Source organism: Shewanella carassii (assembly GCF_002777975.1).
Classification (GTDB): domain Bacteria; phylum Pseudomonadota; class Gammaproteobacteria; order Enterobacterales; family Shewanellaceae; genus Shewanella; species Shewanella carassii.
Window position 1 is genome coordinate 341,984 of sequence record NZ_NGVS01000023.1, and the last position, 24,074, is coordinate 366,057.

Sequence of the window (24,074 nt, forward strand, 5' to 3'; positions counted from 1 at the left end):
GACAGTCTCCACTCCCTGGATGCTGTTTCCCGGGATAGGCCATGCGGCCAAGGCGCCTGCCGCTTTGGAGCAACAACGCCAAAGCTACCTAAAGGCCAGAGAAGCACTGGATAAAGGCCAACTTGAGGAGTATCGCAAGCTCAGGGCCCAACTCAAGGATTACCCACTCAATATCTATCTGGATTTTCACGCCGAGCTGGATGACATAATGGCGCTTTCTGGCTCAAAGGCGCTAAAAGCACTGGACAAGTTTGAGCATTCACCCTTGCATGGCAGCGCCCGCCACAGGTACCTGGTGCAAGCCGGCGCCGACAAACGCTGGCAAGACTTTCTGGCCATTTCCCCGCAACTTCCCCGAGCCACAGAGCTGCAATGCTATTTTTACCGAGCCAAGCTTGGCCAGGGTGAGACTCAGGTCGCCTGGGATGGCGCTCGCCAACTCTGGCTCTATGGTCGCTCCCGTCCAAAGGAGTGCGATCCCCTATTCAATGCCTGGAGCAAGGCCGGGCACCGCACTCAAGAATTGATCTGGTCGCGGATGATGCTGGCCTTTGATGCAGGCCAAAGCGGTCTGCTGCAGTATCTGGGACGTAAAGTGACTCAGCATCAGAGCCAGGCCAAGTTGCTGCAGGCGGTATACAAAGATCCCAACCGCCTCAGGCACATGAATCAGTTTGATGGCGATGCCCCCATCTACAGCGACATAGTGTCCGCTGGCCTCAAACGCCTAGCCCGCAAAGATCTGCGTCAGGCAGTTCGCCTGTACGTCAAGTATGAAAAGGCCGGCAGATTCAGCGACTTCCAAGGGCGACAACTCAACCGTTATCTGGTCAGGCGAGCGCTTATCGTCGAGGACGAGGGGCTTAGAGATCATATCGATACCATGCTGCCACTGCTCAAGGCCGATGATCTGACCGAGCGCCGCCTGCGCTGGGCGATTGCCGAGCAAAACGATGCCGATATCCGCCGTTTTCTGCCGCTGCTCAGCGATGAAGGCCGTAACGATGCGCGCTGGCGCTACTGGCACCTGAGGGTCAATGGCCGGGACGATGCCATGCTCGAAGCACTCAGCAAGGAGCGTAATTTCTATGGTTTCTGGGCCGCCGCCGAACTCGGTGTCGCCCCCAACCTGGCGCATGTGCCAACTCCTCCCCAGGCGCAAATGCAACCAAGACTCGCCGATGACAAGGCGCTGGCGCGGGTATCTGAACTGCTGGCGCTTGATAAGCTGGTCGATGCCCGCATCGAATGGAGCCAGATGCTCGGCCGTCACAACAAGCAGATGCGCGCCCAATATGGTGTCTACGCTCAGCAGCAAGGGTGGGATGCATTGGCGGTTGAAGCCAGTATTCAGGCTAGGCTCTGGAATGATATGGAGATGCGCTTTCCCTATGCTGCAGACCCTTTCTTTGCCCAGGCAGGCAAAGACTTCAAAGTCAATGTCAACGAAATTCGCGCAATCTCCCGCCGCGAAAGCGCCTTCTACCCCTATGCGACTTCGTCAGTGGGCGCCAGAGGCCTGATGCAGCTGATGCCGGCCACTGCCAAGCAAACGGCAAAAGAGTTTAAATTGGCATTCAACGGCAATCGCAGTCTGTACGATCCGGCCATCAATGTGCCGCTCGGCAGTGCCTACTACACCAAGCTGCTGGAACAGTTCGACAACAACCGGGTACTGGCCGTTGCCGCCTATAATGCCGGTCCCCATAGGGTCAAACAGTGGTTGAAACAGAGCGATGGCAAACTGGATGTGATGAGCTTTATCGAGACCATCCCCTTCAGTGAAACCCGCGCCTATGTGCAGGCCGTATTCACCTACCGACAGATTTATGAATTGCGTCAGCAACAGGTACTACCACAGTTCAGCGAAACAGAGCTTGGCCGCCGCTATTGATGCGGCGGTGAATTGGCACTGAGTCAATTTCCCAACGCTTTGATATTAAAGAGCTTGTTGTCAGTTGCATTTTTGGGCGGTCAGTACTTTCGAGGGGGAAAGAGCTTGTTATCCCTTGGGCATAATGTGAATAATTAGCATTCATTTCGCCAACTCTGTTAATGATTGCATGGATCTTTCCCCTCCGCGGCACATTGCCTGCGAATATCAACCATTTGTTTGTCCCCGAACCCTGACCATTCAGGGCTATGAAGCCCTGGCCCGCTTTTACAATCAACAGGGAAAGGCGCTGGCGCCCAATCTGGTATTCGACTGGCTGCACAGAGACAGCCGCGCCCTGGCAGCGGTAGAGCTGCAAGCCAAGCTGTTGCAACTCAATCAGGCGCCCCAAACGCCAAGGCTGCACCTGAACCTGGATCCTCACGCGCTGGACAGCGCCAATTGTCAATGCATGATGCAGGCGCTGGACAAATATCAGCAGCAAACCGGAGGCTTGACGGTAGAGCTGATAGAAAACACCTGTGTCAACGACGCCGATAAGGCCCAGGCATTACTCAAGGAACTGCACCGCCGCGGAATGACAGCGGCGCTCGATGATGTCGGTGCTCCCCATGCCATGGTGTCGCTGCAACTGTTGACTGCCGTAGATTGCATCAAGCTCGACCGCCACTGGCTGAGTGCCATCCAAGCACCACTCATGGCTAAGCTTCTGGAAAACTTGCTTAATTTTGCCAAGTCCAGTCAAAAAATAACTATACTCGAAGGAGTTGAAACCGAGCAGCACCTGTCTCAGGCTCTGGCTTTAGGCGTGGATTTAGTGCAAGGTTTCTATTTCAGACCTCAGTTCATCCAGACAGAGCCGGAACTGATTTCAGTGGCCATCTAACAAGGAAGCCAATGTGTCCAAGAGCCAGATAACCCAGGTACTGCAGCAGCTCGAGCAAGTATTGATAGGCAAGCCCAGGGTAATACGGTTGGCACTGGCTTGCATTTTGGCTCGCGGTCACCTGCTGATAGAAGATCTGCCGGGCATGGGCAAAACCAGTTTATCCCACGCACTGGCACAAACCTTAGGCCTGAGTTATCAGCGGGTTCAGTTTACCAGCGACATGCTGCCGGCAGATATTCTCGGGGTTTCCATCTTCGATAAGCAGCAATCTGAGTTTGTATTCCACCCTGGCCCCATCTTCAAACAGATGGTGCTGGCCGATGAAATCAACCGCGCCAGCCCCAAGACCCAGAGTGCCTTACTCGAGGCGATGGCAGAGCGGCAGATCACTGTCGACGGTGTGACCCACAGGCTGCCGCATCCCTTTTTCGTGGTCGCCACCCAGAACCCCACCGACCAATCAGGCACCTTTCCACTGCCGGAATCCCAGCTGGACCGCTTTATGATGCGCCTCTCCATCGGTTATCCCAGCCAGGACGCCGAGTTGGCCATGCTCAAAGGACAGGAGCGCAACCAGCCCCTGCCCCAGTGTCTAAGTGCACTCGAGCTAGATCAACTGCAGCAGGAGTGCGAGCAGGTGGCCGCTTCCGATGCCCTGCTTAACTATATTCTGGCGCTGGTGGAAGCTTCCCGCAGCCAAAACGAAGGCTATGGCCTTTCCCCCAGAGCCACCAAGGCGCTGCTGGCGGCGGCCAAGGCCTGGGCCTATATCCAGGGGCGTCAATATCTGGTGCCCGAAGATGTGCAAGCTGTGTTTGGCGCCGTTGCCGAGCACCGCCTGCGACATTCGAGCCAACTTCAGGGCGAGCAGTTATCGGCCAAGTTACTCGGCACCATTAATCCCATTCGGTGACGGCGAGATGGCCTCTGTGATCGCCCTGTTCTCTGCCCGGCTCAACCGCTGGTTGTCACGGCGTATTCCCGCTGCCAAAGAGCAACGTTTGAGCCACAGAAGCATCTTTATTCTTCCCAGCGGCTTTGGCGTTATCTGGCTGGCGCTGGTGCTACTGCTGTTTCTGTTCGGCACCAACTATCAAAACAACCTGGTGATAGGCCTGGCCATAGTATTGGCCAGCGTGTTTCACACCTGCATTATTCACAGTTACCGCAACTTAGCGGGACTGAGACTCAGTGCCCGTAAGCCTCCCCAAGCCTATGCCGGCGACAGCCTCTCCTTCCCTGTGACCGTCAGCGCCGACAGAAGCCTGTTTCGGCTCGGTTTCAGCTACCCGGGAGAGCGGCAAGTCTTTGTCTCCCGTGTCGATACCCAGGAGCAGACGGCTTTGGTGCCCATGCAGCCAAGGCCCAGAGGGCTTTGGCATCCAGGTAGACTCAAGGTGGAGTCATGCTACCCACTGGGGCTCTGCCGCGCCTGGTCTCATCTGGATCTCGACACCCGTCAATGGGTGTTTCCGGCGCCTGTGGTCAGCACGCCAAAACTGGGGCGCAGTGAACACACCCCAGAATCCCAAGACAGTGGCGAGTGGCTCAGCGGCGTCGATGAATACGCCGGGCTTAAGAGCTATGTCCCGGGTGAATCGCTCAAACAGGTGGCCTGGAAACAGTGGGCTCAGGGCCGAGGCATGCTCAGCAAGGAGTTTGCCGAGCCTCAGGGGCCGCCTTTGTGGCTGGAGCTGGATAGTAAGTTAACCGGCGATGAGTTGGAAAAGCGCCTGGGTGAGCTGAGTTATCAGATCAATCAACTGGCCCATTCCGGCCAAACCTGGGGGCTTAAATTAGCGGGCAGAATCATAGCGCCTTCTCAAGGCGAAGCCCAGCGTCAGGAATGCCTCAAAGCCCTGGCGCTCTATCCGGGTAAAACCGAAGGTGCAGGCCAATGAAAGCCGCTCGCTTGAAAGCCGCACTCAAGGAGACCTCGGAGGAGACCTCGGAGGAGATAATCGCCCGCCGCACCTTACTTTGGCTGCTGATCACCAATCTGGCAGTGCTGGCGCCGCTGGCAGGCAAAATCACCCTGGGAACCCTGGGGATCTGCGCCATCTGTTTTGTCTGGCGCTTGGGGATCTATCTTGGCAAGGTCGCCAGGCCCCCCAGAGTGCTGGTGACTGTGCTGGCCATTGCTGCGGCGCTGACGCTGGCGCTGGTGAGTCGCGAACTTGGCCTGCTCAATGCCTTGGTCAACTTGTTGATCCTCGGCTATTCCCTCAAATATATCGAAATGCGCAGTCGCCGCGATGTCAAAGCCGTGGTACTGGTGGGCTACTTTCTTATCGCCCTCACCTTTATCGACCATCAGCAGATGCTCGACACCCTGCAACTCTCGCTGGTGGCGGCGCTCAACACCTGTGTGTTGGTAAGCCTCTACCACGAACAGGCCTCGTTCAATCGCCAGATCAAGCTAACCCTGGCGCTGCTGGCACAAAGTCTGCCGCTGGCGCTGCTGCTTTTTGTGGTGCTGCCGCGTTTCAGTCCGCTTTGGATGGTGCCGCAGATGAAAAGCAGTACCACAGGTCTGTCCGATGAGCTGAGCTTTGGTGATATCTCGCGCCTGACCAAATCCAACGAGCTGGCATTTCGCGCCAGTTTCAAGGGCCAGATACCGGCTCCGGAAGACAGATATTGGCGCGCACTGGTATTGGAGGAATATGACGGCAAACGCTGGCAGCAGTCGCGGGGAATAAAGGCGCTGCAGCAAGACAGCTTTATCATGAATCGCCGCCCCGAACCCGGCGCCCCAAAAGGACCTTTTATCGATTACAGCATCATAGCCGAGCCGAGCGGCCAGCATTGGCTGTTCGGCTTGGATCTCGCCTACAGCATGGATCCGCGCCTGGTGAATCTGCCGGACTTTCGCCTCTATGCCATAAGGCCGGTAGAACAAAGGTTGCAATACCGGGTGATGAGCTATCCTGATGCCCCCCTGGATAACCGCTTAAGAGCGCCGCTACGGCAGCTTAATCTGAGCCTCCCCGATGAAATCAACCCCCGCAGCCGCAAACTTGCCGCCGAATTTGCCCGCCGTTACCCGCAAGCCGAGCAGCGCTTGACGGCCATGATGCAGTATTTCAACAGCCAGCCCTTTTTCTACACCCTGACGCCCCCGCCGGTGGGGCCGCAGCAACTGGACGACTTTTTGTTTGAAAATCGCGCCGGGTTCTGCGTTCACTACGCCTCGGCATTCACCTTCATGGCCAGAGCCACCGGCTTGCCCGCCCGCATTGTCACCGGTTATCAGGGCGGCGAATACAACCCGCAGGCCGGTTATCTCAGCGTGTATCAATATATGGCCCACGCCTGGAGTGAAGTCTATCTCGAAGGCAAAGGTTGGGTACGTTACGACCCCACCGCCATGATAGCGCCCGAACGAATTGAGCAGGGTTTCGACTCCCTGTTCAGCCCGGAAGAAAGCTATCTTTCCGAACTGCCGTTTGCCGGGGTGCGGGCCAGCGACTGGTACAACAGCCTGAGACTCAGGCTCGCCAGCCTGGATTACTACTGGAGCGTCTGGGTGCTGGGTTTTGACAACGCGCGCCAACAAGAAGTGCTCTCCAAACTGCTGGGGGAAGTGAGTATCGGCCGTCTGGCAGCCTTGGTCCTCGGGGTGATGGCCCTTACCTTTATCGTCATTTTGTTCACCACTGGTCTGCTGCGGCTTAAAAGAGGCCCGGACAGCATCAACCGTCACTATCTCAAGGTATGCCGCCAGGCTGCCAGGCTAGGGCTGCCAAGGCAGACTTCCCTGGGGCCTGTGGATTACGCCGCGGCGCTTGCCGCGCGCTGGCCAGCGCTGACAGAGGAGATAGAAAGCTGGACCTCACTCTATATTCAGCTCAAGTATCAAGGCGCTTCCAAGGAGTCGGCGATATATAAACGCCGCTTTATCCGTCAGTCCCGCGCTTTGTGGTTCAAACTGCTGAAACAAGATTTGCAACCCGATAAATCAAGCACCTAGAATAGAGCACCAAAGCAATAAACGGCCCAAAGCCAGGTAACCCTGCTGCCTATGTTTACTCTTATCCAGTCCAACAAGATGGAATTGCTGTCGGCCACCCTGGCAGACCGGCTTCGCGATGGCGTGCCCGGCATGTCGCCGCTGAGCTGTGAGCAAATTCTGGTGCAAAGCCCCGGCATGTCCACCTGGCTCCGCCTGGAGCTGGCGCGCCACAACGGCGTGGCGGCGGCGCAAGAGTTTCCGCTGCCGTCCAGCTTTATCTGGCAGCTCTGTTATCTGCTGCTCGATGATGTGCCGAAGGAAAACCCCTTTACCAAGGCGGCGATGACCTGGAAACTGATGGCGCTGTTGCCCTCCCTTCTGGATAGAGACAATTTTGCACCGCTCAGACATTATCTGGGCGACGATGTCGAGCTCAAACTGTTTCAACTCAGCGGCCGTATCGCCGATATTTTCGATCAATATCTGGTATACCGTCCGGAATGGATCCTCGGCTGGGAGCAAAATGAATCCCCGCTGGAGATAGCGCCGCAGCACGCCTGGCAACCCGAGCTTTGGCGCGAGTTGGTGCGTTACAACAATCAGGAATTGCAGCAGAGCCATTACCACAGGGCCAATCTGCACCAGGCGCTGATAGAAACGCTGACAGGTGGCAGCGATCATGCCTTGGAAGGCCTGCCGCCCAGGTTGTTCGTGTTCGGGATCTCCTCGATGGCGCCGCAAACCCTGGATGTACTCTATGCGCTCGCCAGTCGCATCGAGGTAGTGATGCTGAGCCTCAGCCCCTGTCGTCACTACTGGGGCGATATCATAGAGCCCAGGGCGCGAGCGCGAATGGCGCTGGCTTTTGAGGGTAAGAAACAGTTGCCCGAGCTCTGGGAAGACAAGCTGGAAGTGGGCAATCCCATTTTGGCCAATAACGGCCGTCTCGGCCGGGAGCTGCTGGATATGGTGCTGGAGCTGCCACCCGAGCGGCTGGAACTGGAAGAGCTGTTTCACCCCGGCAACACAAATACCCTGCTCGGCGGCATTCAAAATGACATTCTGGAGATGGAAACCTTAGGCGAGCCTCTGGGGCCGGATGTCAGCAAATACCTGAATATCGCCCGGCGCAGGCCCTTGGCCGCCACCGACGACTCCATCACCCTGCGAAGCTGTCACAGCCCGCTGCGGGAGGTGGAAACCTTGCACGATCATCTGCTGCATCGGCTGCGCAGCGATCCGTCGCTGGCCGCCAAGGACATCATGGTGATGCTGCCCGATGTGGCCGCCTACGCCCCCTATATCGATGCGGTGTTTTCCGCGAAGAGCGGCGATCATTTCATCCCCTATGCCATAGCCGATCGCGGCGCGGCCCAGGAATCCCCCTTAATTGCCGGTTTTCTCAACCTGCTGGCGCTGGACAAGAGCCGCTTTGGACTGACAGACATCATCAGTATTCTCGAAGTACCTGCTGTGCTGGCCCGCTTCGGTATAGCCCAGGAGGAACTGGAGCAGCTCAAGGGTTGGCTCAAGGCCGCCGGTATTCGCTGGGGCCGCGACAGTCACAACCGCGAAGAGCTGGGCTTGCCCGGGTTTGACAAACACTCCTGGGCCTTTGGGATCCGCCGCATGCTGCTGGGTTATGCCCTGGGCGATGATGCCGAACTGTATCAGGGCGATCTGCCGCTGGCCGGTATTGAAGGCCAGTCGGCGCAGGCGCTCGGCAAGTTGTTGAATTTTATTGAAGCGCTCGATGACTTCAGGGAAGAACTCAAGCAGCAAACCCCGCCGGAAGAGCGGGTGGCGCAGCTTAACGCCCTGCTCGATGCCTTTTATTTGGCCCAGGAAGACGATGCCAGGGAAGAGATCAACGACATTCGCCAGGCTATAGACAGATTCGCCGAAGAGCTGCGACTGTCGGGCTTTAGCGGGGTATTGCCGCTGACAGTGGTTTGGCAATGGTTCAACTCAACCTTGAGTGAGTCCAGGGTCGGTCAGCGTTATCTCGCCGGCAGCGTCAACTTCTGTACCCTGATGCCGATGCGATCCATCCCCTTCCGCCAGGTGTGTTTGCTGGGAATGAATGATGGCGTCTACCCCAGGGTGCAACATCCTGTGGGGTTCGATCTCACCGCCCATGAAAAACCAAGACGTGGCGACCGCTCAAGACGCCTGGATGACAGATACCTGTTTCTCGAAGCCTTGCTGTCGGCCCGGGATCAGCTCTATATCAGTTACATAGGCCACAGCGAGCGCGATAACAGTGAACGTATTCCCTCCATGCTGGTATCGGAATTGCTGGAATACATTCAGCTGTGTTACCGCCCGGACGAGGCGCAATTTACGCCGCCCGCAGTGCCCACAGATGCCGATGAGATAGCCGCCCTTGGCGATCTGGCGGCCGATGCGCTGATGCAGCGCCTCATCATTCAGCAACCGCTGCAGCCCTTCGATGCCCGGCTCTACAAAGACAGCGAGCTGCCCGGCAGTTTTGCAACCCAGTGGTGCCCCCGGGAGATGTTTGCCGCCCAAAGCCCGGCGCCTTTTATTGAACATGAGCTGGGCGAGGAAACCGGCCTCAAGGAGCCGGAGCTGGAACTCTCGGCGCTGATCCGCTTTTTCCGCAACCCGGCGCAGTATTTCTGCCAGCGGGTGCTGCAGCTGGACTTGAGGCTGGATATCGACAGTCAGGACAATGATGAGCCCTTTGAGCTCAGCGCCCTGCAACGCTATCAGCTGCAGCTGCTGATGATGCAGGATGCGCTGGAAGACGAGCGCGGAGAGCTGGATGAAACCCTGCTCGACAAGCTCAAGGCCGAAGGTTTGCTGCCGATGGCGCCGTTTGACGATCTGCTGCTGGATCAATACCGCCGCGATATCGCCCCGGCGGTGGAGCGTACCCGTTTTCTTCGCGCCGAATTGCCCAAGCCGGATGCCGTTGAAATAGCGCTCAAGCTTGAGGTCAATGGCCGCGAGCTATTGCTCTGTGGCCGCATCGAAGACTGCTACCCCAAGGGGCTGGTCAACTTAAGGCCGGGTACCACCAAGCCCAAGGATCTGTTGAGCCTCTATATTCGCCATCTGTGCCTCAATGCCAGCGGCATTCACAGGTACAGCTATCTACTGGATGCCGGTCACTTCCACGCCATGGCGCCGCTCAAGGCCGAGTCCGCCAAGGCCTTGCTGGGTCAGTTGGCGACCTTGTTTGAGCTGGGGCAGCACAGGCCACTGCCCTTTATGGCGCAAACCTCCCTGGCGTACTTCAGCGCCGAGGTAGAAGATGGCTTAAGCGTTGACACTGAACATCAGCTGCGGCTTGTTGAGGCCGAAAGCGCCTGGTTGGATGATGCCGGGTTCGGTGACGGCCAGGATCCCCATAACGCCCGCCTGTTCCGCTTTCCGGAAGACTTTGGTTTAACCCTTGATGACAGCGCCTATGCTGGCTCGGCGACGGATTTTGGGCGCAAAGCCTGTGAAGATGAGTTGAGTGAAAATGAGTTTACCCTGAGCAACATGAGTGCGGGGTTGCCAGGCGGTTGGCAACTCAGACTCCAGCAGAGCCTGAGTTTCCCGGCGTTGGCCGAGGGGATTTTGGCGCCGCTCATCAGCCTTTACCACAAAGACAAACTGGCCGCCCTGGCCGATTTTACCCAGATGGGGCAGGAATAATATGCAAGCACTGGAGCCATTGAGTTTACCGCTGAGCGGCCGGCGCCTGATTGAGGCCAGTGCCGGAACCGGTAAGACTTACACCATTTCCGGCCTCTATCTGCGCTTATTGCTGGGTGATTTTGAGCGCCCGGGCCTTAGCTGTGAGCAGATCCTGGTGGTCACCTTTACCAACGCCGCCACCGAAGAGCTACGCGACAGAATACGCAAAAGGATCCGCAGCTGTTATCAGCGCTTTATTGGCCTAAGCGTCAAAGACGATTTTATCGAGCAGCTTTATCAGCGCTGCCCGCCAACGCAGCGCGCAACCGCCCTCAAGCAGCTGGATCTGGCGCTCAAGAGCCTGGATGAAGCCGCCATTTTTACCATTCACGGCTTTTGCCAGCGGATCCTCTCGGATATGGCCTTTGAGTCGGCGCTGCTGTTCGAGTCGGAATTTACCCTGGATGACAGTGAATATCTGCGCCAGAGTGTGCGCGATTTCTGGCGCCATGTCTGTTATCGGCTGCCGACAGCGCTGGCGACCGCGATAGCCGCCCATTACGCCACTCCGGATGCGCTGGGGCGCGAATTGAGACCGCTGCTCGGCGCCAGTCAAGCGAGCGCCAACCGCGACCCGGGGAAATTCGACCAATATGCAGAGCAGTTGCAGACTCAGCTCGCAAGGCTGCGACTGAGCTGGCCAAGAGAAAGGGACGCCACCGAGGCCCTGCTCCACAGCCTGCCGCTCAACGGCACCAGCTATGGCAAGCAAGCCGATGGCTACCCCAAGCTCACGGCCATGCTGGAGCAGATGGACAACTGGGCCAAGTATCATCAGGGACTGCCGACACCCAAGCTGCTGGACAGCCTGGCTCTCGGGTCACTGAAACTGAGAAAAGGCGGCGAAATCCCCACAGCGCAACAGGCGCCCCTGCTGGCGCAGATAGAAGCGCTCAGAGACAGCGTAGACTCGCTTATTCCGGCATTCCTCTATCAGGCAAGAGCCCAGATAGCCGAGCGTTTTGCCGAGCTCAAGGCCGAGCGCAACCTGCTGAGCCCGGACGATCTGCTGCTGACCCTGGCCAAGGCCATAGGCGGCCTGACCCAGACGGCGCCGGATAGCGGCCTTGCCATCGGCGAGCAGCTCAAGCAGGAGATAGGCAAACGCTTCCCCGTGGCGCTTATCGACGAATTTCAGGATACGGATCCGCTGCAGTTTGCAATTTTCTCCGGCATCTACCCGGCGCAATTGCCACAGCAGGATGCCGGCGCCGAGCCTGAACCCAAGCCCGAGCCTGAGCCAAGTCGAACTCTGTTGATGATAGGCGATCCCAAGCAGGCGATTTACGCCTTTCGCGGCGCCGATATCTATACCTATATCGAGGCCAGGCGCAATACCGCCGATCACTATAATCTGGACACCAACTACCGCTCGGCCAGCAACATGATTGCAGCGGTCAACCGCCTGTTTGCCAACCACAGCGACCCTTTTATCAGCGACGCCATCCCGTTCGAGCCGGTCAAGGCCAAGGACGCCGGCAGCAAACAGCTGCTCGCGCCCGGCACAGACTCGGCGGCGCTGCAGCTCAGGCTGCTCAAGGAAGATCCAGACAAGGGCCTCAACAAGACCCAGGCCCGTAAACTGCTGGCCGAAGATGCCGCCGCCGAAATTGTGCGCCTGCTCAATGCCGCCAACCGCGGCGAGTGTCGCCTCAGTGGCAATGAGCAGCCGCTGCGCGCCCGGGATATCGCCATTTTGGTGCGCGACAGAAACGAAGCCGCCGTCATGCAACAAGCGCTCAATAGTCGCCAGATTGGCGCCGTATTCCTCAGCCGCGACTCGGTAATGGTCACTGAGGAAGCGCGGGAAATCGCCCTTATCCTCAAGGCGCTCGCCAGCCCCAGGGATGAACGGGCGATTCGCTCGGCACTGGCCTGCCGCTTGCTGGGCTTCAGCGCCAATAAGATCCATGAGTTCAACCAATCTGAGACACTGCGCGCCGAGGTGCTCGATACCTTCATGTCACTGCATGAGCTCTGGAGCCGCCGCGGCATCATGCCGGCGCTGCTCAATCTCGCTGATCACTGGCAGCTGCTGGAACGGCTCGGCCGAGAGGCCAACGCCGAGCGGCGTCTCACCGATTTTCGTCATCTGGCGGAACTGCTGCAGCAAAAATCCACCGAGCTCGAAGGCATGAGCGCCCTGGTCAACTGGTTTGAGCAGGAACTGCTCTCCGGCCAGAGCCGTGAAGAGCAGCAACTGAGGCTCGCCAGTGAGCAAAACCTGGTGCAGATAGTCACCATCCACAAGAGTAAGGGGCTGGAATATCCTGTGTGCTTCATCCCCTTTGTCAGCCTGGCCCGCGACGGCAGTCGCCGCCCCTCGCCCATGCTGTACCACAAAGACAATCAATTAGTCTGGGATCTGGACGCCAGTGACGAAGGCTGGGAAGCCTGTAAACGCGAGACGCTGGCCGAAGATCTGCGCCTCTTGTATGTGGCGCTGACCCGGCCCATATATCGCTGTTATCTGGGGCTGGCCAATCACTGCCGCATGAACAAGACGGGCATCAACAGCTTTTTGAAAGACACAGCCATAGGCTATCTGCTCGGCATTGAAGACAAGGACTGTGACGGCGATAGGTTGCAAAGCGCCGCCGCATCCCTTGTTTGCGAGGCCATCTCCTTGACCGAGATGGGTGATGCAGACCCAAGTCGCCTTCAAGGCACTGAAAACCACTCCCAAAGCCCACTTTGTGCCCAGGTGCCGGCGGCGCGTCAAGGCGCGCCCTGGCGGGTTGGCAGCTATTCCGGCTTGGTCAAACATCTGCCCCACGAGCGGGTGTTGCCGGGCGCCGGTGATGAGGAGTTTGAAATCGAGCCTGCCTCTGTCTATGAACCGCAGGATGTCTTGCAGGCCAACCGCTTCAGCTTCGCGCGCGGCGCCAATGCCGGTTCTTTTATGCACCTGGTACTGGAGAAAATCGACTTTACCCAGGCCGAAGAGGAACTCTTGCTGCATCTGCCCCAGGCGATGCAGCAGTATGGCATCGACAGCGATTGGCAAGATGTGCTTTATAACTGGTATCGGGATCTGCTTAACGCCGACATCGCTCTGCCCCAGGGGCAGAGTCTGCGCCTGGTTGATCTCAGCAAGCGCCAAAAGCTGGTGGAGATGGAGTTTTATCTGCCCCTTGGCGGCGATACCCAGCTTATCGATACCGAGCTCAGCCGCTTGCTGGCCAAACACGGCTATGGCGGTGAGCTGCGCTTCGATGCCTTCAAGGGCATGCTCAAGGGGTTTATCGATCTCACCTTTGAATATCAGGGCCGTTTCTATATTGCCGATTATAAATCCAACCATTTGGGGGACGATTTCAGCGATTACAGCCAGGACAAGATGGCCGCCGCCATCAGCGAGCACAGATACGATCTCCAGTACCTGCTCTACAGCCTGGCGCTGCACAGATATCTGAGCCTCAAACTGCCGGACTATTGTTATCAAAGTCATTTCGGCGGCTGCTGTTATCTGTTTTTACGGGGCATGTCCGCGGCCCATCCCGGCGCCGGGGTGTTTGTGGACAGGCCGGATGAAGCGGTGATCCTGGCCCTGGATGCCTTACTCAAGGGCGAGTCGCCCTCGAGCGCCCCTCAGTTGGAGTTGAGTCTATGACAGATAGCCCATCAATACTGCAAAGCAGCCAAGCTGTTACTGCGCTGCTCAAGCAATGGGAAGAGCAGCGACTGCTGACAGCGCTCGACCGCCACTTTGCACTGCAGATGGCCGCCATTCACCGGGAACCATCGCCGCTGTTTCTGTTGCTGTGCGCCCTGCTGAGCCGCCAGTTATCATCGCAGCACGCCTGCCTGCCACTGGGGAGCATAGCGTTTGATAATCCGCTGGCAGAGTCCCACCCCAGTGTGCGCCTCAATACCGACCCGGCAAGCCTTGAGCTGGCGGTGGCCAATTTTGCCGCCGTCGGCTCCCCGGGTGAAGACAAACCCTTGATCCTCGACGCTGGCCGTCTCTACCTCAAACGCTACTATGATTTTGAGTGCCGGGTCGCCCGGCGCCTCACCGCCATGGCCGCCACTGAATACCCCGCCACCGATGAGGTGCGACGCTCGCTGGATTGCCTGTTTTTGCCGCCCGCCAGCCATACAGGCCAAGCGACTAATGATGCAGCTCAAACTAATAATGAAAAGTCCGGTAAACGTGATTGGCAAAAAGTCGCCACCGCCACCGCCTATTGTCGCCAGTTGGCGGTGATCACCGGCGGCCCGGGTACAGGCAAGACCACCACAGTCACCAAGCTACTGATGCTCCTGTGTCTCGGCAGTGAAATGAACATACGTCTGGTGGCCCCCACGGGTAAGGCGGCGGCGCGCCTGACCGAATCGATAAAGGCCTCCAAACAGCGCCTGGTAAAAGAGCTTATGCCCTTTGCCGCCGAGCTTGACCTTGGTGCCATAGACAAGATCCCGGAAGAAGCTGCCACTGTGCATCGCCTGCTGGGGGTGATCCCCGGCTCGCACAAATTCCGTCATCACCAAGACAACCCGCTGCATCTGGATCTTTTAATAGTCGATGAAGCCTCCATGGTGGACTTGCCTATGATGGACCGGCTGCTCGATGCCCTGCCCGCCAATGCCAGATTGATACTGCTCGGGGATCAGGATCAGCTGGCCTCGGTGGAAGCCGGCGCCGTGCTCGCCGATATCTGCGCCGGTCTGCGCCACCAGCAGGACTGGCGCATGCGTTACAGCGCCGAGTTTGCCGCAACACTGACAAGGCTCACCGGCTTTGACCTCAGTGATTGCGTCAATCTCGCCCCCGGCATAGGCAATAATCTTTGTATGCTGCGTCACAGCCACAGATTCCGCGGCGATGCCGGGATAGGCGTGCTGGCCAAGGCGGTCAACCTCAGTGATGGCGCCGCGATAACTGAGGCCTGGAATGGTGGTTATCAAGAGCTTGAGTGGCTGGAAATCGGTAAACAGCAGCAAGGGCTGGCTCAGCTTCTCAGCCAGGCCTGTGAGCACTACCGCGACTATTTGGAAGTGGTGCACAGGCCGGACATCAGCGCGGAGGAGATCATCGCCCGTTACAACCGCTTTCGACTGCTGTGCGCCACCCGTGGCGGCGATTTCGGTGTCGAGGGGATCAATCGGCAACTGACGCAAGTGCTGAAACAGGCCGGATTGATCGCCCCACAGCAGGAGTTTTATCCGGGCCGACCGCTGATCATCCAAAGCAACGATTACAACCTGGGGCTGTTTAACGGCGATATCGGCGTTATTCTGCCCGATCGTGACAGCAACAGGCTGCTGGCGCACTTTATTCAGGCCGATGGCAGTGTGCTCAAGGTGTTGCCGGCGCGTCTTCCCGGCCACGAGACCTGTTTTGCCATGACAGTGCACAAGTCCCAGGGCAGTGAATTTGATTCTGTGGCCTTGGTGTTGCCGCCGAGCCCGAGTCCGGCGCAGCTGCAACTGCTCACCAAGGAGCTGATCTACACCGCCATTACCCGCGCCAAACAGCATTTTTGCTGCCTGGGCAACAGCTCAGTATTTGACGGCGCCTGTCGTCGCCTCACTCGCCGGGCCTCGGGGCTGGCCGATAGGCTATGGCAGTGATTGTGGCAGAGATTATGGCTATCGCGGCTTTGGCCGCGACTGGCTGGGACGATAGCGAGAACAGCAACCGGGCCAGATGCCATACGGCCCGCTTCGCTCTGGCGGCAAAATAACCAGATGAGAGCCTGCGTCAGCTGCCGTTATACTCAAGGCCTGTCTAAGCAGGCATAATATCGGCCAAGGTTATTTATCAGGCCGCTCAGTCAGGAGAATTCATGAGCAAAACCCATATCTTGTTACTCTGTGGCGGCGGGGCCGCCGAGCACAGTATCTCTTTGATGTCGGCTGACTATATCGAAAGCTGCCTGGCAAATATTCCCGACATGGAAGTGCTCAGGTTGGAGCTGGACGCCGCCGGCCACTACCACACCAAGCAGGGCCAGGTTTGCGAGCTGACCAATCGCCGTGAAGTGCGCTTCGATGAGGCCGAGCCCAGCTGGCCGGTGGACTATGTGATCCCCTGTATTCACGGCTATCCGGGCGAGACCGGCGATATTCAGTCCTATTTCAATCTGATCAACCTGCCCTATTTCGGCTGCGGCTCTGAACCCAGCAGCAACTGCTTCAACAAGGTCACGGCCAAGATGTGGTTCAGTGCGCTCGGGATCCCCAATACCCCTTATCTATTTCTCAGTGAAGCCGGTGAAGCGGCCAACAGCCGCTGCCGTGAGGCCTTGAATGAATGGGGCTCACTGTTTATCAAGGCGGCATCCCAGGGGTCATCCGTCGGCTGTTACCGGGTGGACAACGGCGATGATATCCCTTCGGTGTTGGAGCAGGCCTTCAGTTACTCCCCCTACGTGGTGGTGGAAAAGACCATCAAAGCCAGGGAGCTGGAAGTGGCCGTATATGAATACCAGGGTGAAGTGATTGCCACAGTGCCGGGTGAAATCATCTGTGCCAACAACACCTTCTACAGCTTCGATGAGAAGTATGATGCCAAGAGCAAGGCGGTGACCAAGGTCGAGGCCGAATTGAGCCAAGCGCAAATCGATACCATACGCGATTATGCCATTCGCGCCTTTAAGGGCATGAAGCTGTCCCACCTGTCGCGTATCGACTTCTTCCTTACCGATGAAGGCGAGATACTGCTCAATGAGATCAATACCTTCCCGGGCATGACACCCATCTCCATGTTCCCCAAGATGCTCAGCAACAATGGCCATGATGTCAGCGAGTGGCTGGTGAGTAACATAAGACGCCAGCTGAGCGTTCCGCTCAAGTAAAGCACCCGTCCTGAGCCAAGCACCAACCGGACCGAAGCTCCAACCGGACTGAAGCAAAACCACACCCGCCACTCGCGCGGGTGTTCTTTATCCTGCTAAGCTGAAAATAGGTGTGAAGGCATGCAGGAGAGCTTATGTTCAGTGCGATAGATATAGATCATCTGGTGTTGATCTGCAGCAGTCTGGAAACCAGCGAAGCATTCTATACCCAAGTACTGGGGGCTCGTTTCGAGCGGCGGCTCGACTCCCCTAGCCTGCTGCAACTGAGATTCGGCAACGCCCTTATCGATCTGGTGCCAAGAAGCGATCAACCTTTAGGCCTCAATATGGCGCACTTCTGCCTTAATATTGCCGCCAAGGATGAAGCCTCAGTACTGCAACACCTGGAGCAACACGGCGTGCACCATGAAGGCTTTTCGGAAAAATATGGCGCCCGGGGATACAGCCGCTCTATCTATATTTACGATCCCGACGGCAATCAAGTGGAGCTTAAACTCCTGAGTCGGCAACAGGAAAACTGCCAATAAGGCGTTGCTTAATCGTGGATTTTTACTGGTGATTTAACAGATAAAAAAGCGCGCCGGGAAAGTTCGGCGCGCTTTTTTCATGAAGCAACAGGCTATGCCCAAAGCTTTGGGCTTAGAAGCCTTCCACTCCCTGCATATCCGGCAGGTGGTGGGCTATCCCCTTGTGGCAGTCGATACAGGTCTTCTCACCGCTTGCCAGCGAGGTGGAGTGCATATTGGCCGCCCGCTGTGACTGACGGGTGAAGTCCATATACTGGAAGTTATGGCAGTTTCGACACTCCAGCGAGTCGTTGGCCTTGAGTCTGGCCCACTCATGCTCGGCCAGTTCACGCCGCTTGGACTCGAACTTCTCCCGGGTATTGATGGTGCCGAACACCTTGCCCCACACCTCCTTGGAAGCCTGCATCTTACGGGCTATCTTGTCGGTCCAATTATGGGGAACGTGACAGTCCGGACAGGTCGCCCGCACCCCGCTGCGGTTCGTGAAATGTATGGTGGTCTTCAGCTCCTGATAGACGTTGTTTTCCATCTCGTGGCAACCGATACAAAAAGCCTCCTGGTTGGTGGCTTCCAGGGCAGTGTTGAAACCACCCCAGAAGATGATCCCGGCGACAAAGCCACCCAGGGTCAGAAAACCCAGACTGAAGTGAACACTGGGCCGGTTCAGCACCCGCCATATCTGTTTCAGTTTCTCAAACATAGCGACTCCTAATGGCTGGATGGGTTCTCAGCCCCGGACTTGAGCAAGTGATCCATATCGACAAAGTCATTCTCCACCATCAATCTGGCGTCCAGTTGCGGCACATGGCACTGGGTACAGAAATAACGTCTGGGTGACAGCTCGGCCAGGAAGTTGTTGTCTCTGTCCATATAGTGAGTCACGCTCACCATAGGCGCCTGCGATTCGCCGGTGCGACTGCGGGCATGACAGGACATGCACTTGTTGACCTTAAGATCCAGCTGGTAGCCGTCTATCTTGTGCGGTATGACCGGCGGCTGCATCGGGTAGTTACGGGTCTGTTTGATATCCGTATTTCTCACCTTCTGCATCACAGGTGGCGTCGGTTGGCTATTGAGCGGCGCCTGGCGCAAGGTCGCCACCTTATCTTCGGGAATGCCGGCAGCATTGACAGACAGCGCGGTCATCAGTGCAGCAAAGGCCAACAGGGTATGATTCGATTTCATCTTCTTATCCTCCTCAGGCCTTCATCACTTTCACGGCACACTTCTTGAAATCGGTCTGCTTGGACAGCGGATCCGTGGCATCCAGAGTCACCTTGTTGATCAACTGACTGGCGTCGAACCAGGGGACAAACACCAAACCCACCGGCGGCTTGTTGCGGCCGCGGGTTTCCACCCGGGTCAGTATCTCGCCGCGGCGGGACACCACCTTGACCTCATCACCTCGGCGCAGGCCGCGTTTCTTGGCATCATCCGGGTGCATAAAGCACACGGCATCCGGGAAGGCGCGATAGAGCTCGGGTACCCTCTGGGTCATGGAGCCTGAGTGCCAATGCTCCAGCACCCGCCCGGTGGAGAGCCAAAGATCATATTCGGCATCCGGGGATTCTGCCGCCGGCTCGTATGGCAGCGCGAAGATAACCGCCTTGCCGTCTTTTTTGCCGTAAAACTCAAAGCCTTTGCCGGGTTTAACGTAAGGATCCGAGCCCTCGCGGTAGCGCCAGAGGGTTTCTTTGCCGTCAACCACAGGCCAGCGCAAACCATGAGCCTGGTGGTACATTTCAAAGGGAGCCAAGTCATGACCGTGACCACGGCCAAAGGTGGCGTATTCTTCAAAAAGCCCTTTTTGCACATAGAAACCAAAGTGCTTGGCTTCGTCGTTCAGATACTTGTTATCGCTTTCACTGAGAGGGAACTTGTCAACATTGCCGTTCTGATACAGCACTTCATACAAGGTCTTGCCCTTGTATTCGGGATTGGCCGCCAATACAGCCTCGGACCAGACTTCGTCTGTGGTAAAGCGCTTGGAGAACTCCAGCAACTGCCAGAGATCCGAGCGCGACTGTCCGGGCGCTGTCACCAACTGGTGCCAGAACTGGGTGCGGCGCTCGGCGTTACCATAAGCGCCCTCTTTCTCCACCCACATGGCGGTGGGAAGAATGAGATCCGCGGCCTGGGTGGTAACCGTTGGGTAAGCATCGGACACCACAATAAAGTTTTCCGGGTTACGGTATCCGGGCAAGCCCTCTTCGTTGATATTGGGGCCGGCCTGCATATTGTTGTTTACCTGCACCCAGTAGCAGTTGAGATCGCCATCTTTCAGGCGCCGGTTTTGCTCTACCGCGTGGTAGCCGGGCTTGGGCGGAATGATCCCGGAAGGGATTTTCCAGATGGTCTCGGCAATCTTGCGGTGCTCTGGATTGTTCACCACCAGATCCGCCGGCAAGCGATGGGAGAAGGTGCCCACTTCCCGCGCAGTACCGCAGGCTGAAGGTTGACCTGTGAGTGAAAACGGACTGTTGCCCGGGGTGGCTATTTTGCCGGTCAGCAAATGGATATTGTAAATAAGGTTGTTACACCAAACCCCGCGGGTATGCTGGTTAAAGCCCATGGTCCAGAAGGAGGTCACCTTCACCTCGGGATCGGCGTAGAGTTTCGCCAACTCCAGCAGTTTATGCTCGGGTACGCCCGAGAGCTTGCTGACCTTCTCCAGGCTGTAATCGGCGACAAATGCCTTGAACTGCTCAAAGTCCATCGGGGTGGATTCACCGGCGGTGGCCACGTTCTTGGCTTTTTGCTGCAACGGATGTGAGGGCCGCAGGCCATAGCCGATATCGGTTGTGCCTCTGCGGAAGTTCACATGCTTGTTGACGAAGTCCCAATTAACCTTGTCATTGCTGATGATGTAGTTGGCGACATAGTTGAGTATGGCCAGGTCGGTTTGCGGCGTGAAGACAATCGGCAAGTCGGCCAAATCAAAGCTTCTGTGCTCGAAGGTAGACATCACAGAGACTTTTACATGGGGCGCGCTGAGGCGTCTGTCTGTGACCCGGCTCCAGAGGATTGGGTGCATCTCGGCCATGTTGGAGCCCCAAAGAACAAAAGCATCGGCAGCTTCAATATCGTTGTAGCAACCCATAGGCTCGTCCATGCCAAAGGTACGCATAAAGCCGCCCACGGCTGAAGCCATACAATGACGGGCGTTGGGATCGATATTGTTGGAGCCGAAACCCGCCTTCATCAGCTTGGAAGCGGCATAACCTTCCCAAACCGTCCACTGACCTGAACCAAACATGCCCACCGCCGTCGGCCCTTTGGTCTTGATGGTGTGCTTCCACTTCTCGGCCATGATGTCAAAGGCCTGATCCCAACTGATAGGGGTAAATTCACCGTGCTTGTCGTATTTGCCGTCTGTCATCCGCAGCATGGGAGTCTGCAGCCGGTCATGGCCATACATGATCTTCGACAGGAAGTAGCCTTTAATGCAGTTGAGGCCGCGGTTGACCTCACTGTTGGCATCGCCATGGGTCGCCACAACCCGGCCTTCGCGGGTGGCCACCATCACAGAGCAGCCTGTACCGCAAAAGCGGCACGGCGCCTTGTTCCAATCAAGTTGGGTGTGTTCTGAACTGGTGATCAGGTTGCTGGCTGTGGCAGGTAAAGCCAATCCGGCAACCCCGGCTGCCGCCATGGCGGCATTGGCCTTCATGAATTCGCGTCTGTTCATTTTCATTGCTCTTCCTCTTCGAGCTGTTCACACTGGTGATACACCATAGCGGTGGAGATCACGCCCTTGAGGGCATTGATTCTGTCCATGGTGGCGAGGATCGCCTGTTCGGTCGGGCCTTCCAGCACCACAACCAACTTGCTTTCATCGTTAACCGACAACTCGGCATTGCCGAATGACAGAATTTGCTGACGAACGCTGGCCATCTTGGGTGGCATCACCTGAAGGATCAGGCTGCTGACATGCAATTCCCTACTCATCTCGTTCCCCTGTTTTAAGGACTCTCGTTATGCTGGCGTTAACCGGCCCCCGGTGGGCCGGTTAAAATTTGGCTGAACCAGATGGCAAAGCCCAGACCGCTGACCAGTAAAACCGACAACAGCGGCGCCAAAAAAACCGTCAGGAAGATAAATATCTTCAGCTCCAGACGTTTTTCATCAGTACTCGGTGTCTCGCTCATGGCTCCTCCCTAGGCGCTATGAAGATGGCTTGCTGCTGTGCTGTTCCTGGGCAACGGCCGCCAAGCCCGGCGGATTAAAGTTGCATTTTAAATGCGATTTATTTTTCAGTTTCAATCATAAAGCCAAAGTGTTAACAAACTGTATACCCCCAAGTTGGTAAACACCTGATACTGTTGATCTGGATCATGAAAAGAGCCCATAAACGACAGGCATCACCTTTCTCAACCGCCAAAACCGATTGTAATTCAGACATTTTCTCTTTTTGGCTATTCATATCTTTATGAAATACAGCAAAGAAGTGGCCATTTCGCCAATAAAGAACGGTCAAAAAAACAACGAAATAAGCAAAATATCTCTTAGGGAGTAGTGCCCAGGCTGGGCGGGCTTTAAAGCGATAAAACGCGTATAAAAGGAGAAAATGAATCCTGTTTCAGGTCACAGAATTCAGTAAAAACAATATCTTGCGGTTGCAACGACTAACAGAGCTCCTTAGCATTATCATGCATTTTAGTTATATCTTTTTGTTTTCAGGGACCAAACTTCAAACGCCTGTTTGTGCGTCGTCCCAATCTAGGAGAGCCTTTAGTGAACCCCTTTACCCACCCTACTACACTACCCATTGTGCTAGGTCTGAGTCTGTCATTTTCCGTTGTCGCAGCAGGCAAAACATCAAGCTTGCAATATCAAACCTGGGCGCAAACCGCCGAAGAACTGCAGCGGGAAGATATGCTTGAGAAAAACCCCGCCAGCATCATCCTCTGGGCAGGCTCGGCTTATGCCAAGGAGTACCATAGCCCCAGAGGGCATCACTTTGCCGTCGCCGATGTCAGCCACAGTCTACGCAGTGGTGTTAGCCCCAAGGCTGGTGAAAGAGGACTGTCGGCCAGCTGTTGGACCTGCAAGACACCGGATGCACCCAGGCTGATGAAAGAGCTGGGCGTCGAAGGCTTCTCGGCCAAGAACTTTGCCGAGCTGGGTCCGGAAATCCAGAACCCTGTGTACTGCTCCGATTGCCATACCCAGGGCTCAGCTGAACTGGCACTGCCAAGACCTCATGCCCAGGACGCGATGGCAAAAGTGCACAAACCCTTTGGTGAACAAAATCATTCGATGCAGCAATCACAGATTTGCGGCCAGTGCCATGTCACTTACTACTTCCAGCCTGAGCGTCAGGACAAGGTCAATATCCCCTGGATCTTCGGCAACAGCGCCGATGAAATAGAAAAGTATTATGATGCCCGGCAGTTTTTCGAGTGGGTGCACCCGGTATCGAGAACGCCGCTGGTGAAGGCGCGCCATCCCGAGTTTGAGCACTGGAATCGCAGCGTCCACGCCGAGGCTGGTATCAGTTGTGTCACCTGTCATATGACCCAGGAAACCAGCGCCGACGGCAAATCTTTCACCAACCACAAGATAACCAACCATCTGCCGGACTTTGAAGCGGCCAATTGCAGCAGTTGTCACCAGAGCCAACAGCAAATTACCCAGCTGATTGCCGACAATAAAGCGCTACTGGAGACCAAGGCGCAGCTGTTACAGGAATTACTTATCAAGGCCCACTATGAAGCCGGCGCCGCTTGGAAGGCAGGGGCCCAATGGCAACAGATAGGGTATGCCATCATGGGGATACGCCATGCACAGTGGCGCTGGGACTTTGCCATGTCATCCCACGGTATTCACGCTCACAACGCCAAAGAGGGTGAAGCCCTGCTGGACAAAGGCTTAGAGCAGATCCGCGCTGCCAGAGAAATATTGAGCAAGCTGAATGCCGACCTTGGCGTCACCCGAGTCGATTATCCGGACTACAGCACCAAGGCCAAGGCGCAGGCAGCCATAGGCGTGGAGCTGGAGAAACTGACCGAGGAGAAGCAAGCCTTTATCGAGACCGAAGTGAAAAAACATTGGTCCAAGGCTGCAAACTTCGGCTATTGAGCGGCAAAGTGAACAACAGCCGGAATAAGAGCCAAGCCTTAATCAAAACATGCAATTTTGATTGGGGAAAAAACATGCAATTTTGATTGGGGAATAAGCGGCGTTCGACAATAGCCACCGTGAGAAAAATGGCCGCGTACTAGGCGGGCACCGGCAGGCACTGTATGTGTTCTTGCTGTGCTCTGGGCCCGCCTGGTTTTTATCGCGTCCACTT

At 56.6% G+C, this 24,074-nt stretch carries 16 protein-coding genes; 11 read left to right on the plus strand and 5 right to left on the minus strand.

Annotated elements, in window-relative coordinates:
- The first annotated feature begins 19 nt into the window (after positions 1–19).
- From CBE72_RS12525 to CBE72_RS12570, 10 genes are all read left to right on the plus strand, one after another.
- Positions 20–1,894 carry a transglycosylase SLT domain-containing protein gene (locus tag CBE72_RS12525; RefSeq protein ID WP_100143920.1) on the plus strand — a complete coding sequence of 625 codons (1,875 nt, stop codon included), beginning with the start codon at positions 20–22 and terminating at the stop codon, positions 1,892–1,894.
- A 169-nt stretch (positions 1,895–2,063) separates the two neighbouring features.
- On the plus strand, positions 2,064–2,780 hold the full coding sequence (locus tag CBE72_RS12530; RefSeq protein ID WP_100143836.1) for an EAL domain-containing protein: 717 nt from the start codon (positions 2,064–2,066) through the stop codon (positions 2,778–2,780).
- A gap of 13 nt (positions 2,781–2,793) precedes the next feature.
- Positions 2,794–3,696, plus strand: coding sequence for an AAA family ATPase (locus tag CBE72_RS12535; RefSeq protein WP_100143838.1), 903 nt, complete (start codon positions 2,794–2,796; stop codon positions 3,694–3,696).
- Positions 3,584–4,684, plus strand: coding sequence for a DUF58 domain-containing protein (locus CBE72_RS12540; RefSeq protein ID WP_229671757.1), 1,101 nt, complete (start codon positions 3,584–3,586; stop codon positions 4,682–4,684). Before CBE72_RS12535 ends, CBE72_RS12540 begins: the two co-directional genes overlap by 113 nt.
- The gene (locus CBE72_RS12545; protein ID WP_100143841.1) at positions 4,681–6,756 is read left to right on the plus strand and encodes a transglutaminase TgpA family protein; all 2,076 of its coding nucleotides are present in this window, start codon (positions 4,681–4,683) and stop codon (positions 6,754–6,756) included. The genes CBE72_RS12540 and CBE72_RS12545 overlap by 4 nt, the downstream gene beginning before the upstream one ends.
- Positions 6,757–6,807: 51 nt before the next feature.
- Positions 6,808–10,407: an exodeoxyribonuclease V subunit gamma gene (gene recC / locus CBE72_RS12550; protein ID WP_100143843.1), complete on the plus strand. Its 3,600-nt coding sequence runs from the start codon at positions 6,808–6,810 to the stop codon at positions 10,405–10,407.
- Position 10,408: 1 nt separating this feature from the next.
- Entirely contained in the window at positions 10,409–14,062 is a 3,654-nt protein-coding gene (recB, locus tag CBE72_RS12555) for an exodeoxyribonuclease V subunit beta (protein WP_100143845.1), read from the plus strand.
- Positions 14,059–16,026 (plus strand): exodeoxyribonuclease V subunit alpha, encoded by a 1,968-nt coding sequence (gene recD / locus CBE72_RS12560; protein ID WP_100143847.1) that lies wholly within the window; start codon positions 14,059–14,061, stop codon positions 16,024–16,026. Before recB ends, recD begins: the two co-directional genes overlap by 4 nt.
- 215 nt (positions 16,027–16,241) lie before the next feature.
- Positions 16,242–17,252, plus strand: a complete 1,011-nt coding sequence (locus CBE72_RS12565; protein ID WP_071476070.1) for a D-alanine--D-alanine ligase — start codon at positions 16,242–16,244, stop codon at positions 17,250–17,252.
- Positions 17,253–17,386: 134 nt separating this feature from the next.
- Complete coding sequence (locus CBE72_RS12570) at positions 17,387–17,779, plus strand: VOC family protein (protein WP_100143849.1); 393 nt, start codon at positions 17,387–17,389, stop codon at positions 17,777–17,779.
- A gap of 112 nt (positions 17,780–17,891) precedes the next feature.
- Here CBE72_RS12570 and CBE72_RS12575 read toward each other — a convergent pair whose 3' ends face one another.
- Genes CBE72_RS12575 through CBE72_RS12595 form a run of 5 tightly spaced genes read right to left on the minus strand, consistent with a single transcriptional unit; the run spans position 17,892 to position 21,927 of the window.
- Positions 17,892–18,479 carry a cytochrome c3 family protein gene (locus CBE72_RS12575; protein WP_025009645.1) on the minus strand — a complete coding sequence of 196 codons (588 nt, stop codon included), beginning with the start codon at positions 18,477–18,479 and terminating at the stop codon, positions 17,892–17,894.
- Between the two features lie 8 nt (positions 18,480–18,487).
- Positions 18,488–18,964 carry a nitrate reductase cytochrome c-type subunit gene (locus CBE72_RS12580; RefSeq protein ID WP_025888064.1) on the minus strand — a complete coding sequence of 159 codons (477 nt, stop codon included), beginning with the start codon at positions 18,962–18,964 and terminating at the stop codon, positions 18,488–18,490.
- 13 nt (positions 18,965–18,977) lie between these two features.
- Positions 18,978–21,467 (minus strand): nitrate reductase catalytic subunit NapA, encoded by a 2,490-nt coding sequence (gene napA, locus CBE72_RS12585; protein WP_100143922.1) that lies wholly within the window; start codon positions 21,465–21,467, stop codon positions 18,978–18,980.
- A gap of 2 nt (positions 21,468–21,469) precedes the next feature.
- Positions 21,470–21,727: a chaperone NapD gene (locus CBE72_RS12590; protein ID WP_100143850.1), complete on the minus strand. Its 258-nt coding sequence runs from the start codon at positions 21,725–21,727 to the stop codon at positions 21,470–21,472.
- Between the two features lie 38 nt (positions 21,728–21,765).
- Positions 21,766–21,927, minus strand: a complete 162-nt coding sequence (locus tag CBE72_RS12595; RefSeq protein WP_025009643.1) for a nitrate reductase — start codon at positions 21,925–21,927, stop codon at positions 21,766–21,768.
- Positions 21,928–22,546: 619 nt separating this feature from the next.
- Between CBE72_RS12595 and CBE72_RS12600 the strand changes: the two genes are divergently transcribed.
- Entirely contained in the window at positions 22,547–23,860 is a 1,314-nt protein-coding gene (locus CBE72_RS12600) for an ammonia-forming cytochrome c nitrite reductase subunit c552 (RefSeq protein ID WP_229671820.1), read from the plus strand.
- Positions 23,861–24,074 lie beyond the last annotated feature (214 nt).